This window comes from Aestuarium zhoushanense (assembly GCF_056431045.1).
On sequence record NZ_JBWKMA010000002.1, the window covers coordinates 96,764 to 112,291 of the forward strand.

A 15,528-nucleotide genomic window follows, 5' to 3' on the forward strand; every position below is an offset into this window, starting at 1 on the left:
ACGAACATGACTGACCTCACCTATTCCGCCATCGCTGTTGTCCCCTCCCTCGAACAGGCAGAGGCGCTTGCCGCCGATTGCGAAAACCTGTGGCCAGAACCGACAGGCGTTGGCAGCTTTGAGATCGAGGATGGTTCGGGCCTCTTCGAAGTCGCGGTCTATTTCGTCGAAGAACCAGATCGGGCAGGGCTGGCGCTGTTGTCGACGATGCATGGCGCAAAGGACTTTGTGATTTCCGAAGTGCCGCAGATCGACTGGGTCGCCCATGTGAAACGCGAATTGGCTCCCGTTGAGGCAGGTCGTTTCTTTGTCTACGGCAGCCATGATGCGGATAAGGTCCCAGAGGATCGTATTGCGCTGCTGATCGAAGCAGCGATGGCATTTGGCACGGGGCACCATGGCACGACCTTGGGATGCCTACGCGCCTTGGACCGTTTGGCCGACGAAGGCTACGCACCTGCACGCACCATCGACGTGGGCTGTGGCACCGCTGTTCTGGCGATGGGTGCGGCACGTCTGTGGCCTGACACGGTTGTTCTGGCATCCGACATTGATGCCGTCGCTGTCGAGGTTGCCGAAGCCAACTTGTCCGCCAATGGCATGTCGGGCAGCGTTCTGTGTATTGAAGCCGCAGGCTTTGACGCGCCCGAGATTGGCGCGGCGGCACCTTACGATCTGATCTTTGCGAACATCCTCAAGGGGCCGCTGATCGCGATTGCCCCAGACATGGCCCGCCATTCGAAAACGGGCACCGTGTCGATCCTGTCGGGTATTCTGAATGAACAGGCCGATTCCGTGCTGGCAGCCTATCAAGCGCAGGGATTTGGGTTGAATAACCGCGAATCCATCGGCGATTGGACAACATTGACCCTGATTTTCGAGTAATGTTTCCAAATCAATGCTCGAACGGCCCTAAATTGGACGAAATTAGCAGCTAATTTTATCGAAATATTAGGTGTTTTTGTGCGGTGGGGGCCGTGCCGGAGGTAATCCTATGGCTGATAGCAAAGCGACGTTCGATGCACGTCTAAAACAATTAGAGCGGACCTATCAGGTTCGTATGGCCAATGGCGTCGACCATGTGGTCCAAAATGACGGGCTGATCGTTGCGCGTGCCCGACGCCGTGCGCCCCGCATCCCGCTCAAAGGGCTGTTCACGATGGTCGTCGCGCTGATCGCGTTCAAGGTCATCGTTCTGCTTTACATCGGTGAGTTGGCTTATAATCAACGCATTGATGCAATGCGTGCTGGAACGATGCTCGACCGTGCTGGTGCGTGGGTCATGCAGGCAGACGTGGTCAGCCGCACATTGGCGGCCCAAATTGATCGTGGGGTCACCAACGTGTTGATGATGCGATAATCGTTGCAGCTCTAGGAAACGCAAAAGGCCACCTCTCGGGTGGCCTTTGTCGTATCGTCAATGGCGCGTCTAGTTGGGGCGGATTAGAACGACCCAGTGCGAGCGAAGTTGTAGATGTCGCCGCGGTTCAGACCGATGTCATTCAATTCACGATCGGTCAGTTTCTCCAGAACGCTCACGGTCTTGCGAGATTCGTTCCAGAGCTGAATGCTGGTGATCACGTTGTAGACGAACGAAACGGCCTGATAGGCCAGACGCGGTGTGTACGCGGTGGTGGTGTCAACCATAGCCATAGCTTTGTCCTTCATGGGTCGGGTTGCCGCAGTGCAGCGATGTTGTCTTGATGATCGCCATGTAGTTGCGGAAAAATTCAAAAGCTATAGTCGGTTTTGCATAGTTCTTATGCGTTTTTGGAATGCCTTATTTTTAGACAAACGGCCTTGTTTTTAAGCTCCTAATTTCGTCGCGACCGAAATTTGAAGTGTCGTTTTTAGGGTCGTTTTTGCGCCCTTCGCAGGTGCGGCATGAAAATCTGCTTAATATTGCGACTTGGCGTTTGTTCTCTTTTTGTGCTACTTGTGACCGAAAGAGCATACAAAAAGGAACAGGCATGCGCGTCATCGGCATCGATCCGGGGCTGCGAAACATGGGGTGGGGAATCATTGATGTCTCTGGCTCGCGTCTTTCGCATGTCGCCAATGGGGTCTGTAAATCGGATGGCGCTGCGGACCTGTCGGACCGCCTGTTGTCGCTCTATTCCCAACTGACCGAGGTTTTCGCGACCTATCAGCCTGATGCCGCAGCGGTCGAACAGACCTTTGTGAACAAAGACGCGGTTGCCACCTTGAAACTGGGGCAGGCGCGGGGGATCGCGCTTTTGGTTCCTGCTCAGGCTGGGCTGCGCGTTGGGGAATATCTGCCCAACGCGGTGAAAAAAGCGGTGGTCGGGGTCGGGCACGCGGATAAAAAACAGATCGATCATATGGTGCGGCTGCAATTGCCCGGCGTAAAAATCGCGGGCGCGGATGCGGCGGACGCCTTGGCGATTGCCATTTGTCATGCACATCATTGTCAATCAGCGGGCCATTTGTCCCGCGCTATCGCAAAGGCTGGCGTATGATTGGAAAGATTTCGGGGATCGTGGACTACAAAGGTCTGGATCATGTTCTGATCGACGTGCGCGGTGTTGGCTATATCGTCTATTGTTCCGACCGCGTGATGGCGACGATCCCTCCGATTGGTCAGGCGGTGGCCCTTTATACCGATCTGCTCGTCCGTGAAGATTTGATGCAGTTGTTCGGCTTTTCGACCTTGGTGGAAAAGGAATGGCATCGTTTACTGACGGGGGTTCAAGGCATCGGGCCGAAGGCGTCGCTGGCGATCCTCGGTACGCTCGGCCCCGAAGGGGTGAGCCGCGCAATCGCGCTAGAAGATTGGTCCGCGATTGCCCGCGCCAAGGGTGTTGGCCCAAAGACCGCACAAAAGGCCATTCTGGAACTCAAAGGCAAAGCGCCGAGCGTGATGGCAATGACGGGCACAGAGGCCACCGTTTCGGATGACGTGATCGAGGCTGAACCCGCGCCGAAACCCCGCGCCGCCCCGCCCAAGGTGTCGAGTGCCCAGCCAGAGGCGCTATCGGCCTTGCAGAACCTCGGGTATTCGCCCTCTGACGCGGCGGGCGCCGTGGCGCAGGCGCTGAATGACACGCCCGACTTCGATACCAGCCAGCTCATCCGTGCGGCGCTGAAACTCCTAGCCCCGAAAGGCTAACCGATGGACCGCACCGAAGAACTGACGCCGGATCGCAAACCCTCTGACAACGACCGCGCGCTGCGTCCGCAGGGGCTAGATGAATTTATCGGTCAGGCCGATGCGCGGGCGAACCTGCGTGTGTTTATCGAGTCCGCGAAAATGCGGGGCGAGGCGATGGACCACACATTGTTCCACGGCCCTCCGGGGCTGGGTAAAACGACGCTCGCGCAGATCATGGCACGTGAGTTGGGCGTGAACTTCCGCATGACCTCTGGCCCTGTCTTGGCCAAGGCGGGGGATCTGGCGGCGATCCTCACCAACCTTGAGGCGCGGGACGTTCTGTTTATCGACGAAATCCACCGCATGAACCCTGCGGTCGAAGAAGTGCTTTATCCCGCGATGGAGGACTATGAACTGGACCTCGTCATTGGTGAGGGGCCAGCGGCGCGAACTGTTCGGATCGAACTCCAGCCGTTTACGCTCGTTGGGGCGACGACCCGTTTAGGGCTGTTGACCACCCCGCTGCGCGACCGTTTCGGTATCCCGACGCGGTTGCAGTTCTATAACGTTGAAGAGCTGCACCAGATCGTCACCCGTGGGGCGCGACTGTTGGGTGCGCCTGCGGATGATGACGGCGCGCATGAGATTGCGAAACGCGCTCGCGGAACGCCGCGTATTGCGGGGCGTTTGTTGCGCCGTGTCGTCGATTTCGCCGTGGTCGAAGGGAATGGTCGTGTCACCCGTCAAATTGCGGATCGTGCGCTGAACCGTCTTGGGGTGGATACGCTTGGCCTTGATGGCGCAGACCGTCGGTATATGCGCCTGATGGCTGAAAGCTATGGTGGCGGGCCTGTCGGTATCGAAACCCTCTCTGCCGCTCTGTCTGAAAGCCGTGATGCACTGGAGGAGGTGATCGAGCCTTACCTCTTACAGCAGGGCCTCATTCAACGGACCCCGCGCGGACGGATGCTCACGCAGAGCGCGTGGCGGCATCTGGGGCTAGAAGCCCCACGCAGCCAACACGACATGTTCGATTAAAAAAGCCCGCCGTTTGGCGGGCTTTCTATTAGGTGCGGACGCCAGCAAAGCGTTCTTGCCACTCTTCGCGTTCCTCATCCGTGATTTTGCGGAAGAGGTTTTCGGGAACGGCAAAACCGTGACCAGCGGGCAGGGCGTTCAGCGCTGCGGCCACATCGTCAGGCCATGCGCTGTCGTCGGATTTCATCGCAGCGAGCATCGCATCAGAGGCATCAGGGATGAACGGTGCGGACAGGATCGCGTAGAAACGGATCAGGTTTAGACCGAACCGAACCTGCGCGGCAGCGGTTTCTGGGTCTTCCTTAAAGGTCGACCACGGGGCCGCGTCTTGCAGGTATTCGTTGCCGATCACCCAGATCGCACGCAGCTCACCCGCCGCTTTGCGGACCTCGATCGCGTCCATAAAGCCCTCATAGGCTTTGAGGCGATCGGTCAAAGCCTCAATAACTGCCGCTTCTTTTTCGCCAAATTCGCCGCCAGCAGGGACTTCTTCGCCGAATTTGGAACGGCAGAATTTGGTGATACGGCTGACAAAGTTGCCCAGAACATCGGCGAGGTCTTTGTTCACCGATTGTTGGAAGTTCTCCCACGTGAATTCAGAGTCCGACGATTCAGGGGCGTGCGACAAGAGCCACCAACGCCAGTAGTCCGCAGGTAGGATTTCCAGCGCCTGATCCATGAACACGCCACGACCGCGCGAGGTCGAGAACTGGCCGCCGTCGTAGTTCAGGTAGTTGAACGATTTGATGTAATCGACCAGCTTCCACGGTTCGCCCGAGCCAAGGATGGTCGACGGGAACGAAAGGGTGTGGAAGGGCACGTTATCCTTGCCCATGAACTGGGTGTAGGTCACGTCCTCTGCGCCTTTGTCGGTGCGCCACCAGCGTTCCCAATCCGCGCCTTTGCCCGCGTCGACCCATTCCTGCGAACAGGCGATGTATTCAATGGGCGCGTCGAACCAAACGTAGAAGACTTTGCCTTCCATGCCCGGCCAATCTTCGCCGCCCTTCTTCACGGGAACACCCCAGTCGAGGTCGCGCGTGATGCCGCGGTCCTGAAGGCCGTCGCCGTCATGCAGCCATTTTTTCGCGATCGAGGTCGTGAGAACGGGCCAGTCTTTTTTGCTGTCGATCCACGCGTCCAACTGATCCTTCATCGCGGTCTGGCGCAGATAGAGGTGTTTGGTTTCGCGCATTTCCAAATCGGTCGAGCCAGAGATGGTCGAATGCGGGTTGATCAGATCCACAGGGTCGAGCTGTTTTGTGCAGTTGTCACACTGATCGCCGCGTGCACTGTCGAAACCGCAGTTCGGGCAGGTGCCTTCGATATAGCGGTCGGGCAGGTAGCGGCCATCGGCGTGGCTATACATCTGTGTCTCGGACACTTCGCGGATCAGATCGTTTTCCGCCAGTTTCGCAGCGAAATGCTGGGTCAGCGCGTGGTTCTGTTCGCTCGACGACCGACCAAAGTGATCGAATGACAGGCGGAACCCTTCGGCGATGCGGGCCTGAACCTCGTGCATCTCTGCGCAATACTCGGCCACGGGCTTGCCAGCCTTGGCAGCTGCGAGTTCCGCAGGGGTGCCGTGTTCATCGGTCGAGCACAGGAACAACACTTCGTTACCGCGACCACGCTGGTAGCGGGCAAAGAGGTCAGCGGGGAGCTGCGAACCCACAAGGTTTCCAAGGTGTTTGATCCCGTTAATATAGGGAATTGCCGAGGTGATCAGGTGTCTTGCCATTGTTCTATCCTATGCGCGGTTATCCGCCTTTTAGCGGGGCATCGTGCGGGACGCCAGCGCCTAAGGACTCTTCCTTATGATCTAAGGTTAGCGTATTATTCGCGTCAGAGCAGTTCATTAAAATCGGGAACAACCCAATGAAAACCCTCCTCCTTTCTGCAGCCCTCTGCTGCGCAGGTGCATTTGCTTCGGCACAAGACATTTATGCTGGCGGCGCCTTTGATTATGCGAACCCCCATTCGGGCGACGCGAGCCTCGGTATCACCGTTCTGGGCGGTATGCGTTTCGGCGCTGGCGCGGTCACGTTCGGCCCCGAAGTCGACTACAGCCTGACCAATGACGGCGACTACGGTGCGCTGCGTCTGCGTGCGATGGCGCGTCACGACACGGGCGTGATCGCTCTGATGGGTGGTCTGGGCTACACCAACTATGACCTCGACAGTGGCGGCAGCGCGGATGGCCTAAACTTTGGCCTCGGCCTCGACTACGAGATTGGCGCAAAGACCGATCTGCGCGTCGAAGTGATCCGCGACATGATGGACAGCGGTCAGTCTGATGTGACCAACATCCACGTCGGCACGACCTACGCATTTTAATCCAAACCGATCCAAAGGGCGCCGAACAGGGCGCCCTTTTTCTGTGCACTAACGCAGAGTCATCACCTCGCCTGAGGGGTTGCGCCGACGGGCGGGACGGTTAGGGTTGCGCTAACAATTTTCTACGCGGGATTAACCATATGAATATGCTGCAGCTCGGCCGGACGGGTATCGAAGTTTCTGATTGGTGCCTCGGCACGATGACCTATAGCCGCCAAACAGACCAAGACGACGCGTTTCGACAGATGGATATGGCGCTTGAGGCGGGTATCAATTTCTTTGACGTTGCTGAGATGTATCCAGTGAACCCCGTCTTGAAAGAGACGATGGGCGATTCCGAAAAGGTGCTGGGCAATTGGTTTGCGGCGACAGGTCGTCGTAGCGAAGTTGTCGTTGCCTCTAAGATTTGCGGTGACAGTGGGTTCCGCCCCGGTGGGTATAATGGAAAATCGTTCGAAGAGGCGCTCGATGTAACGCTGTCGCGCCTGCAGACGGATTACATCGACCTCTATCAATTGCATTGGCCGAACCGTGGTAGCTACCACTTCCGTCAGAACTGGGGCTTTGATCCATCTAAACAGGATACCGCAAAGGTCGAAGCTAACATGATCGAAACGCTCGAAGCGGCGGATCGTGCGATGAAAGCTGGCAAAATGCGGGCGATTGGTCTGTCGAATGAATCCGCTTGGGGCACGATGAAGTGGCTGGCCTTGGCTGAAAAACATGGCTTGCCGCGGATGGCGACGATGCAGAACGAATATTCGCTTTTGTGTCGCCTCTATGACACCGATATGGCGGAACTTTCCGTGCACGAAGACATCACGCTGTTGTCCTATTCGCCGTTGGCTGCGGGTCTGCTCACAGGCAAATACCAGAACGGCGCTGTGCCCGAAGGGTCGCGTCTGTCGCTCAACGGTGATCTGGGTGGACGCAAGACCGACCGTGCCTTTGCCGCGACCCAAGCCTACCTCGATCTGGCGGCCAAACATGGTATCGATCCAGTGCATATAGCGATGGCATGGCAACGCCGCCGTCCGTTCCCGATCTCGGCCATCTTTGGTGCGACGACGGCAGAGCAGTTGGCGCATCTTCTCGCGGGCGATCAGGTATCGCTCTCGGATGAGGTGATGAAAGAGATCGACGCGGTTCACCGCCAGCACCCGATGCCCTACTGATGAAATCCCTTCTGGCCCTGTCCGTCCTCTGTGCGAGCCTGACTGCCTGTGCAAAGGCAGGGCCAGAAACCATCACCAGCTATCGGGACCGCAATGTTCCGATTGCCTCGCGGGCGGTGTTTGATCCCGCTTCGTTTGAAGGGAACTGGCGTGTCGTTGCTGGGTTTCCCAATGCCGATACCCCCGATTGTGACCCTGTTCTTTCCGTTGACCGTTCTATGATCCTCACGGGCTGTTCGGGCGGGAATGCCTATGCGGGTGGCCCTGCGCGGTATCTGGGGCAGGGGCGTTATACAGTGGATGCCGATCCGATGTGGGTGCTCTGGCTGGCCGAAGATGGTCAAGCCGCCGTCATAGGCACACCTGACGGATCAATGGGCGCGATCCTTGCGCGGGACACGATCAGCGCGGATCGCTATCGCGCTGCGGTCACGATGCTCGACTTCAACGGATATAAGACGGACTATCTGCTGCGTTACTGATCGAACGGGGATTTCCCGCCCAGTCGCGTGACCAGATGGGCCTCATCATCGTTGCGGAAAAAAGGAACGAGGGCGGGCGCGCCCGCGTTATGCAGGTTCTTTGCAATCTCGGCCAAAACGACCTCTGTGATGAACGGCAGATCAAAGCTGCGCGCTTGATCCAGCGGCACCCATTGCAGGTGGCGTAATTCGTCCTCAGCCCCAGAGAAATCGTCGGGGTCCGTGGCGAGCCGCTCGGCATCGACGAGCAAGAACCGCGCGTCAAAGCGACGAGGGCGACCTTCGGGCGTGACGGCGCGGAAGACGAACTCTAGACCAGACGGGTCAGGTAGATAGCCCGCAGCGGCAAAGCCACGCCAGCCTTGCGGCGCGTCAGGCCAGTCGCCCTTTGTCCCGATGATCTGTCCTGTTTCCTCCCACAATTCGCGGATGGCTGCGGCGATGATCGTGGTGGCGGTGAGGTCGCTGTCTTCGTTCAGGCGGGATTGTGTTGGCTCTGACAAATCCGCAGCCATCGGCACCAGCCCATCGTTCGGATCAATCGCGCCACCGGGGAAAACGAACTTGTCTGGCATGAACGCCGCAGAAGATCCGCGCTGGCCCATAAGGACAGCGGGATTGGTCAAACGATCACGGATTACGATGATTGTTGCAGCGTTGCGGAGTGCGGATTTGTCCATCGTGTTCCCTTTCGGGATCAGGCGTTGCCGAACCCATGCATGCGTTTCGCCCATTGCATCGCAACAATGAAGCCCTTGAACCTCGGAAGAAGATAGAGCGACAGCGCCACACAGCCAACCGTAAATCCAGTTGCCATGACCAGAGGTTCGGGGCGGAATTGAATAAAGATCACATGCATCAAGATACCCATCAGGTGACCAACGATCAGGATGGTCAGATAGGCGGGGCCATCGTCAGCGCGGTGATGCGAAAGCTCTTCACGGCAGACAGGGCATTGGTCGGCAACCTTGAGGTAGCCCACAAACATATGTCCTTCGCCACAAGAGGGACACTTGCGACGTAAACCACGCAGCACCGCCGTCTTGGTGTCGCGTTCTTCGATGATGGCTTCGACGTGTTGAGTCATGCAGCTCTCCTTGGCGTAGACCCCTTCCTGATCCTTTCGTCGTAAAAAATAAAGAGGGCAATCGGTCCTTGCGGCCCGATGTCGCAAAGGCCTCTGAGGCGTGCCGAAAAAATCTGCGACGGAAAGTCAAAGCTGCCCCGTATTAAGGTCAACCCAGGCAGTTGAGGGCCTTGGGGAGAAACCTCGAAAAGGAATACAAAAATGAAAACCAAACTTATCATTGCGGCAGTTGTTGCTGGTCTTGCTGCTACCTCTGTTTCGGCTGCTGGCTTTGGTCGCGGCGACGATGCCGGTCGAATGGGTGGCCGTATGATGCAGGCGCCGATGGATTTTGCATCGCTTGATACCGACGGTGACGGCGTTCTGACCTTGGAAGAACTGCAAGCGATGCCAGCCGCGAAGTTTGCAGAAGCGGATACCGATGGTTCGGGCACCCTGAGCCAAGTTGAGGTTGCCGCAATGGTCACCGCCCAGATGGAGCAGATGGCAGCAAACCGCGCCCAGATGATGATCGCAGAGCGTGACACAGATGGTGACGGCGTTTTGTCTGCTGAAGAGCTTCAGCCGAACAGCGGTCAGGGTCTGGCGATGATGTTCGCACGTCTCGACGCGGATGCGGATGGCACAGTGACGGCCGAAGAATTCCAAACCGCGCAGGCCCAGATGGGTCAGCGGATGCAGCGTGGTGGCGAAGGCCACGGTGATCACGAGCGCGGTGGGTTCTTTGGTCGCCAAAGCCACTAATCGCTATAATAGCTTCGGTGGCCTGCCAAACAGGTGGGCCACTGATTGCAGCACTCGAAAAGACCAGATACCCTTGACGGTTAATGGATATGGCCTTTGATCAATATGATGGCGCGCCAGACGGAGCGCTCTTGGTGGCTTTCGCCAATGGTGACCGCGCGGCGGCACGCCTGTTGGCGATCCGATTGACGCCCCGTGCCTTGGGGCAGGCCTACCGCATGTTGACCGACCGTGCCGAGGCCGAAGACGTGGTCCAAGACGCGCTTATGCGGTTGTGGAAAATCGCACCAGAGTGGCGGCAGGGTGAGGCGCAGGTGTCCACTTGGCTCTACCGTGTTGTGGCAAACCTTTGCACTGACAGACTGCGGCGGCGCAAACGCAATGTCGGGATTGATCAGATCGCAGAACCCGAGGACCCGACGCCCAGCGTCACGGATCGAATGCAAAATGATGCGCGCCAAAAGGCGCTGACGGATGCCTTGGCGTCCTTGCCTGACCGACAGGCGCAAGCGGTGGCTTTGCGTCACCTCGAAGGGCTTGGTAATCCTGAGATTGCCGAGATCATGGAAATAAGCGTTGAGGCCGTAGAGAGCCTGACGTCTCGTGGAAAACGCGCCCTTGCAGCGATCCTCGCTGGGCGCAAAGCGGAATTGGGGTTTGATGATGACCGATAAACGGACTGACCTGACCGATCTTGAACTCGATGATCTGTTCGCCTCTGCGCGGACGACTGACCCCGATCCGCACAATGATTTCATGGCGCGTCTCTTTGCCGACATTGACGACGTGGCCGATGGGTTTGAACAGGTCATTTTGCCGACAGAGGAGCGCCGTTCGCTCGTGGCTTCGCTGTGGACCGCGCTGGGCGGATGGGCTGGAGCCTCTGGTCTGGCGGCGGCGGCTGCGGCGGGCTTGTGGATCGGGATTTCCCCGCCTGCGAGCCTTAGCTCTGTGACAGATGTAATTTGGGCCGATAGTGTCGATGTATCGCTATTCGCCTCCGAAGATATTCTCGGATTGGAGGGTTAACTATGACCACCGATACACCAAAGAGCCGGATGCGTCCGGGCCTGCGTATCCTGCTGATCGCCTCGCTTGCGTTGAACGTGATGATCATCGGCGTCGTGGCTGGCGGCATTATGAAAGGCCGCGCACCGGGGCCGTTCGGCGGGTTCGATATGACCATCGGCCCGTTCGCGAATGCTTTGGGTGATGACGACCGTCGGGCCATTCGGTCCGAACTACGCGGACGCCACGACATTCGTCCGCCCCGCTACGAGGACCGCATCGCCGCGATGGAGGGGTTCTTGGCGGTTGTTCGCGCCGACGACTTTGACCCTGCCGCGATTGAAACGATATTTGCCGAACAGCGCGCCCGTGCCAGCAACGCGATGGAGGCAGGTCAGCAGGCACTGCTCAATCGGATCACAGCGATGGACAGCGACGAACGAGCACGATTTGCGGATCGTTTAGAGCGCGAATTGAGACATGGCGGTGACCGCCGCTAGGCCGCTGTTCGTGCCAGTGTCACCGCATTGCGGCCTGATGATTTGCTGTCATAGAGGGCCGCATCTGCGCGTTCGATGACGTCGGTGACATCACCGTCGTCCCCCATGCCCAAGGCAACGCCGATCGAAAGCGTAACCCCCACGGGCATTTTTCCTGCACCAATCGACAGGGGCGTGTTCTGCACGATGTCGCGGATACGCTCTGCCATTTTGCGGGCTTGTTCAACGGGCGTGTCGGGGAGGGCGATCAGGAACTCTTCGCCGCCGATCCGTGCGACCAGATCCACGCTACGCAAGTTATCCCGTAGAATGTCAGCCACGCCCGCAATGACCCGATCCCCAGCGCTATGGCCAAAGCTGTCGTTCACCAGTTTGAAATGATCAATGTCGAGCGCCATAACCGCGAAACTGCGCCCTGTGGATTTTGAACGCTCCGCCATGGCGCGAAGGTGAGGGATCGCGTAGCGGCGGTTGTAGAGCCCCGTTAGTGGATCGGTCACCGCGGCCTTTAGCCCTGTCTGAACCGTATCCCGCAATTGCGCCATCCGTTGCTTGCGCCGAATGAGTTTACGGGCCCGTAGGCCGATTTCGGCGGCACTCGCGTGGGACGGCACCACATCATTCGCGCCAATGTCGAGAGCCATGGGAGAGAGGTCGCTCCCCGCGTTGGGGGTGATCAGGAGTTGGGCGGCATGGCGCGTGTCTGTGCGGCTCCGCAAGTCAGCGATGAGGCGGAACAGCTGGCGATCATCGGTGTCAGGGTCGAACCCGCGTGCGTCGATGATAAAGAGGTCGGGCACCTTGCCTTGGGCCATGAGCACATCTTCGGGTGTTTTCTGATGAACCGAGGCTGCGAGCGCTGCTCCTAGGTCACGGCAGAGCGTCGCTGACTGTTCTGGCTGGGCCGCGATCAGGGTCACAGCGCCCGCCGCCACGAAAACCTCCGTCGCTTCCGCAAAGCCCAAGGCGCGACTGGTGTCGTCACGCAGCCGCAATTCGTCGTCCGCTGCACGCGCCCGCAAGAGGCTGCGGATACGGGCCAAGAGCATCTGATCTGACATCGGTTTTTCCAGCACGTCATCCGCCCCGCAGATCAACGCGTCGAGCCGCTGTGCAGGGTTGTCGAAATATCCCGTGGCGATGATCGGGATATGACGAGTGTCCGCCGTGTCCCTTAGATCCTGACAAAATTCGCGCAGGGCAGGGGGCAATTGGGTCATCTCGATCAGGCAGAGGTCAAAGCCACCCTCGTTCATCGCCTCACGGGCTTCTGCAACATTGGCACAGGGTGTCACCTGATATTGCGCCGAGGCCAGTTTGACCTTGAGCACGATGCGGTTCGTGGCAACTGTATCGATGATGAGGATTCGTCCCGCCATTCTGGTTCTCCACGGCTGTGGGTTAAGGATGCGGCGAAAATGGTTAAGAAACTCTTGCGCAGACGTTGGAATTCCAAATGAACCGTGAACAGGCAGAGACAATCGCCCTTCGGGCCCTTGGCTGGTTGGCCGCAAATGATGACCTGTGTCCTGTGTTTTTGGGCGCAACGGGGGCGTCGATTGATGACATCCGCACGCAGGCCACGGAACCTGCGTTTCTCGCCTCGGTTCTCGATTTTCTGACCATGGATGATGAGTGGGTCGTGCAGATGTGTGATGCGCTGGAACTGCCCTACGAAACCCCGCTTCAGGCGCGATACGCGCTGCCTGGCGCTGAAAACGTCCACTGGACCTGAGGAACAGCCATGACTGCCATCCAAGGCGTCGTCTTTGACAAAGACGGCACGCTCTATGATTTCAACGCAACATGGGGGGCATGGACGCTGGGTCTTTTGACCGAAGAAGTGGGCGACGATCCTGAACGACTGTCAGACCTTGCGAATGTGATGGGCTATGACGTGGCGAACCGTCGGTTCCGCAAAGACAGTATTGTGATTGCCAGCACCTCGTCCGAGGTTGCCGATGCGATCATGCCGTATCTGCCGCCTCAGCCCAAATCTGACCTGATCGCCCGCATGAATGCCCGTGCGGCCACAGCACCGCAGGTCGAAGCGGCACCCTTGGCCGATTATCTGGATGGGTTGCGCGGTATGGGCCTAAAGCTCGGCGTAGCGACGAACGATTCCGAGGCACCTGCACGGGCGCACCTCGCTGCGTCGAATGTGGTGGATCGGTTCGACTTTATCGCGGGCTACGATAGTGGCTTTGGTGGGAAACCTGCAGCGGGTCAGTTGATCGCCTTTTGCGATGCGACGGGGCTTGCCCCTGAGGCTTGCGTCATGGTGGGGGACAGCACCCATGACCTTCATGCGGGACGGGCGGCAGGAATGCGCACGGTGGCAGTGCTCACGGGACTTGCAGAGGCGCCAGAACTGGCACCCCATGCCGACGTAGTCTTACCGTCGATTGCTGAACTGCCCGCGTGGATCGCGGCGCAGGGTTAAGCGATCAGTTTCAGGACGATATCGCGGGCGCGGTCAGAGCGCGCTTTGACGTCTGTCTCTGACAGCATTGGCAGAACGCCGATCACGCGGCGGATTTGCAGGTCACTGATCAAGATGTCGAGGTAGAGTTCTGCGGCTTCATAGCCCGTCATGCCCTTAGGCTCTGAAAGGTCGAATACCTGCGCGAGGATCGGAAGGATCGCATCGCGTCCACCTTCGGTAATCGTGCGGCCCAGCATACCTGTGTCATGCACATCGCCCGCCGCAGCACGGTTGAGCACAATGGTGCGCTGGCTCGTCAACATCTGCAGCAGCTGAGGCCCAAAGGTATCGAGGATCGCAGCGAGGTCCTGATCTCCTTCGAGGCTGGAAACGAGCAGTTCGCGGGACGCGGCCACACTGCGTTCGACCATCGACAGGAATAGCCCCTGTTTGTTGCCATACCACTTATAGAGCGTCTCGTTCGACGCCTTCGCGCGTTTGGCAACTTCGAGCATGGAAGTCGCCTTGTAGCCCTTGAGCGACAACAAACCATAGGCTGCCGTTTCGATCTGAATACGGCGGTCGTTCTGTTTGGGTTCGTCCATTGGTGCCTCTTTGCCTCATGCTCGGGTGTATCGAGCAATACGGCAAAAAGGTGACCAACTTGCTTATGAGCATACGAATGCTCTGGCGCCTATTCTTTGAGGCAGTCCGCAAGCACCGTCGCAATATCCAGCATGATCCCAGTGGAGCGGATCGGGCCATCGGGGAGGGCGGCGCCTTGGGGGTCGACCATCGCGACCTTGGCTCCTGTCCCCTCGGCCACGACCTGCGCCCATTTCGGAGAGGTTTGCGGGTCAACGAGGATACACGTCACGTCCAAATCCTGCATGATCTGGCGGAGTTCAATGATATGCGCAGCTCCCGGTGCAGAGGCATCGCTGATCGTGATTGCGCCCGCGGCAGGCATGTCGAAGGCCCGTTCGAAATATCCCAACGCATCATGCGACACGACAAACTGACCGCCACGCACATCGGCGAGCACTTCCTCAACGGCGGATTGGGTTTCGATGATCGCCGTGGTCTGTGTGGTTGCATTAAACTGGTAGGTGGCTGCGTTTGTAGGGTCCAATTGGCCGAGCGTATTAGCCAGCGTCATGACCCATGCGCTTTGCACATCAGGGGCGAGCCACGCGTGGGGATCAACGGCGCCATGGTCATGTTCGTCGTGATCGTCATGGTGGTCGAGTTCAATCGGAAGCCAACCTTCGGTGTCCAACAATTCAACGACCGTGGCGTCCTTGGCGAGTGTCTCAATCGGGTCCTCAAGGAAAGGGGTGAGGCCATGCCCAACCCAGACCACAACATCCGCATTTTCCAACGCAATCGCATCCGACGGGCGCATGGCATAGTCATGTGGGCTAGCACCCGCAGGAAGCAGAACCTCGACCTCCGCCAGATCCCCCACGACGGCCTGAACCATCGACTGTATCGGCGCTGTATCCGTCACAATGCGAAGCGGCTCTGCCTGTAAGGATGTGGCGGCGAGGGTGAGTGCGGTAGCTAGACGAATCGACATCGGGGCCTCTTGTGGTTGCAGGTCGGCGTCGATATAATGGT

The 15,528-nt window shown here is 58.4% G+C and carries 21 protein-coding genes; 14 read left to right on the forward strand and 7 right to left on the reverse strand.

Annotated features, from left to right (window positions below):
* Positions 1 to 6 precede the first annotated feature (6 nt).
* A complete protein-coding gene (locus AC07ED_RS01705; protein WP_105234689.1) occupies positions 7 to 885 on the forward strand; it encodes a 50S ribosomal protein L11 methyltransferase in 879 nt (292 codons plus the stop codon).
* Positions 886 to 994: 109 nt separating this feature from the next.
* Entirely contained in the window at positions 995 to 1,360 is a 366-nt protein-coding gene (locus AC07ED_RS01710; protein ID WP_105234690.1) for a hypothetical protein, read from the forward strand.
* Positions 1,361 to 1,443: 83 nt separating this feature from the next.
* On the opposite strand, the gene AC07ED_RS01715 is transcribed toward AC07ED_RS01710, so the two are convergent.
* Entirely contained in the window at positions 1,444 to 1,653 is a 210-nt protein-coding gene (locus AC07ED_RS01715; RefSeq protein ID WP_105234691.1) for a DUF1127 domain-containing protein, read from the reverse strand.
* A 317-nt stretch (positions 1,654 to 1,970) separates the two neighbouring features.
* On the opposite strand from AC07ED_RS01715, the gene ruvC reads away from it, so the two are divergent.
* Genes ruvC through ruvB form a run of 3 tightly spaced genes read left to right on the forward strand, consistent with a single transcriptional unit; the run spans position 1,971 to position 4,150 of the window.
* The gene (gene ruvC / locus AC07ED_RS01720) at positions 1,971 to 2,480 is read left to right on the forward strand and encodes a crossover junction endodeoxyribonuclease RuvC (protein WP_067546184.1); all 510 of its coding nucleotides are present in this window, start codon (positions 1,971 to 1,973) and stop codon (positions 2,478 to 2,480) included.
* Positions 2,477 to 3,130 carry a Holliday junction branch migration protein RuvA gene (gene ruvA / locus AC07ED_RS01725; protein WP_105234692.1) on the forward strand — a complete coding sequence of 218 codons (654 nt, stop codon included), beginning with the start codon at positions 2,477 to 2,479 and terminating at the stop codon, positions 3,128 to 3,130. Before ruvC ends, ruvA begins: the two co-directional genes overlap by 4 nt.
* 3 nt (positions 3,131 to 3,133) lie before the next feature.
* Positions 3,134 to 4,150, forward strand: coding sequence for a Holliday junction branch migration DNA helicase RuvB (gene ruvB, locus AC07ED_RS01730; RefSeq protein ID WP_105234693.1), 1,017 nt, complete (start codon positions 3,134 to 3,136; stop codon positions 4,148 to 4,150).
* A 28-nt stretch (positions 4,151 to 4,178) separates the two neighbouring features.
* On the opposite strand, the gene metG is transcribed toward ruvB, so the two are convergent.
* Complete coding sequence (metG, locus tag AC07ED_RS01735; RefSeq protein WP_105234694.1) at positions 4,179 to 5,891, reverse strand: methionine--tRNA ligase; 1,713 nt, start codon at positions 5,889 to 5,891, stop codon at positions 4,179 to 4,181.
* 137 nt (positions 5,892 to 6,028) lie between these two features.
* On the opposite strand from metG, the gene AC07ED_RS01740 reads away from it, so the two are divergent.
* From AC07ED_RS01740 to AC07ED_RS01750, 3 genes are all read left to right on the forward strand, one after another.
* Complete coding sequence (locus tag AC07ED_RS01740) at positions 6,029 to 6,487, forward strand: outer membrane beta-barrel protein (RefSeq protein ID WP_105234695.1); 459 nt, start codon at positions 6,029 to 6,031, stop codon at positions 6,485 to 6,487.
* Between the two features lie 140 nt (positions 6,488 to 6,627).
* On the forward strand, positions 6,628 to 7,662 hold the full coding sequence (locus AC07ED_RS01745; RefSeq protein ID WP_105234696.1) for an aldo/keto reductase: 1,035 nt from the start codon (positions 6,628 to 6,630) through the stop codon (positions 7,660 to 7,662).
* On the forward strand, positions 7,662 to 8,144 hold the full coding sequence (locus AC07ED_RS01750) for a lipocalin/fatty acid-binding family protein (protein ID WP_105234697.1): 483 nt from the start codon (positions 7,662 to 7,664) through the stop codon (positions 8,142 to 8,144). The genes AC07ED_RS01745 and AC07ED_RS01750 overlap by 1 nt, the downstream gene beginning before the upstream one ends.
* On the opposite strand, the gene AC07ED_RS01755 is transcribed toward AC07ED_RS01750, so the two are convergent.
* Positions 8,138 to 8,824 (reverse strand): NUDIX hydrolase, encoded by a 687-nt coding sequence (locus tag AC07ED_RS01755; RefSeq protein WP_245918127.1) that lies wholly within the window; start codon positions 8,822 to 8,824, stop codon positions 8,138 to 8,140. The two genes, AC07ED_RS01750 and AC07ED_RS01755, sit on opposite strands and share 7 nt — an antisense overlap.
* A gap of 17 nt (positions 8,825 to 8,841) precedes the next feature.
* On the reverse strand, positions 8,842 to 9,231 hold the full coding sequence (locus tag AC07ED_RS01760; RefSeq protein WP_105234699.1) for a DUF983 domain-containing protein: 390 nt from the start codon (positions 9,229 to 9,231) through the stop codon (positions 8,842 to 8,844).
* Positions 9,232 to 9,432: 201 nt separating this feature from the next.
* Between AC07ED_RS01760 and AC07ED_RS01765 the strand changes: the two genes are divergently transcribed.
* The 4 genes from AC07ED_RS01765 (at position 9,433) to AC07ED_RS01780 (ending at position 11,483) form a co-directional block, all read left to right on the forward strand.
* On the forward strand, positions 9,433 to 9,975 hold the full coding sequence (locus AC07ED_RS01765) for an EF-hand domain-containing protein (protein WP_105234700.1): 543 nt from the start codon (positions 9,433 to 9,435) through the stop codon (positions 9,973 to 9,975).
* An 83-nt stretch (positions 9,976 to 10,058) separates the two neighbouring features.
* Positions 10,059 to 10,649, forward strand: a complete 591-nt coding sequence (locus tag AC07ED_RS01770) for an RNA polymerase sigma factor (protein ID WP_105234701.1) — start codon at positions 10,059 to 10,061, stop codon at positions 10,647 to 10,649.
* Positions 10,639 to 11,004, forward strand: a complete 366-nt coding sequence (locus tag AC07ED_RS01775; RefSeq protein WP_158664493.1) for a hypothetical protein — start codon at positions 10,639 to 10,641, stop codon at positions 11,002 to 11,004. The genes AC07ED_RS01770 and AC07ED_RS01775 overlap by 11 nt, the downstream gene beginning before the upstream one ends.
* A 2-nt stretch (positions 11,005 to 11,006) precedes the next feature.
* Complete coding sequence (locus AC07ED_RS01780) at positions 11,007 to 11,483, forward strand: periplasmic heavy metal sensor (protein ID WP_105234703.1); 477 nt, start codon at positions 11,007 to 11,009, stop codon at positions 11,481 to 11,483.
* On the opposite strand, the gene AC07ED_RS01785 is transcribed toward AC07ED_RS01780, so the two are convergent.
* Positions 11,480 to 12,862: a diguanylate cyclase gene (locus AC07ED_RS01785; RefSeq protein ID WP_105234704.1), complete on the reverse strand. Its 1,383-nt coding sequence runs from the start codon at positions 12,860 to 12,862 to the stop codon at positions 11,480 to 11,482. The two genes, AC07ED_RS01780 and AC07ED_RS01785, sit on opposite strands and share 4 nt — an antisense overlap.
* A 77-nt stretch (positions 12,863 to 12,939) precedes the next feature.
* Here AC07ED_RS01785 and AC07ED_RS01790 point away from each other — a divergent pair, with 77 nt between their 5' ends.
* Both AC07ED_RS01790 and AC07ED_RS01795 read left to right on the forward strand, forming a co-directional pair.
* On the forward strand, positions 12,940 to 13,218 hold the full coding sequence (locus AC07ED_RS01790) for a DUF3572 domain-containing protein (protein ID WP_105234705.1): 279 nt from the start codon (positions 12,940 to 12,942) through the stop codon (positions 13,216 to 13,218).
* Between the two features lie 9 nt (positions 13,219 to 13,227).
* Positions 13,228 to 13,926 (forward strand): HAD family hydrolase, encoded by a 699-nt coding sequence (locus AC07ED_RS01795; RefSeq protein ID WP_105234706.1) that lies wholly within the window; start codon positions 13,228 to 13,230, stop codon positions 13,924 to 13,926.
* Here AC07ED_RS01795 and AC07ED_RS01800 read toward each other — a convergent pair.
* Positions 13,923 to 14,513 carry a TetR/AcrR family transcriptional regulator gene (locus AC07ED_RS01800; protein WP_105234707.1) on the reverse strand — a complete coding sequence of 197 codons (591 nt, stop codon included), beginning with the start codon at positions 14,511 to 14,513 and terminating at the stop codon, positions 13,923 to 13,925. The two genes, AC07ED_RS01795 and AC07ED_RS01800, sit on opposite strands and share 4 nt — an antisense overlap.
* Positions 14,514 to 14,602: 89 nt before the next feature.
* Positions 14,603 to 15,487 carry a zinc ABC transporter substrate-binding protein gene (locus tag AC07ED_RS01805; RefSeq protein ID WP_105234708.1) on the reverse strand — a complete coding sequence of 295 codons (885 nt, stop codon included), beginning with the start codon at positions 15,485 to 15,487 and terminating at the stop codon, positions 14,603 to 14,605.
* Positions 15,488 to 15,528: the final 41 nt, after the last annotated feature.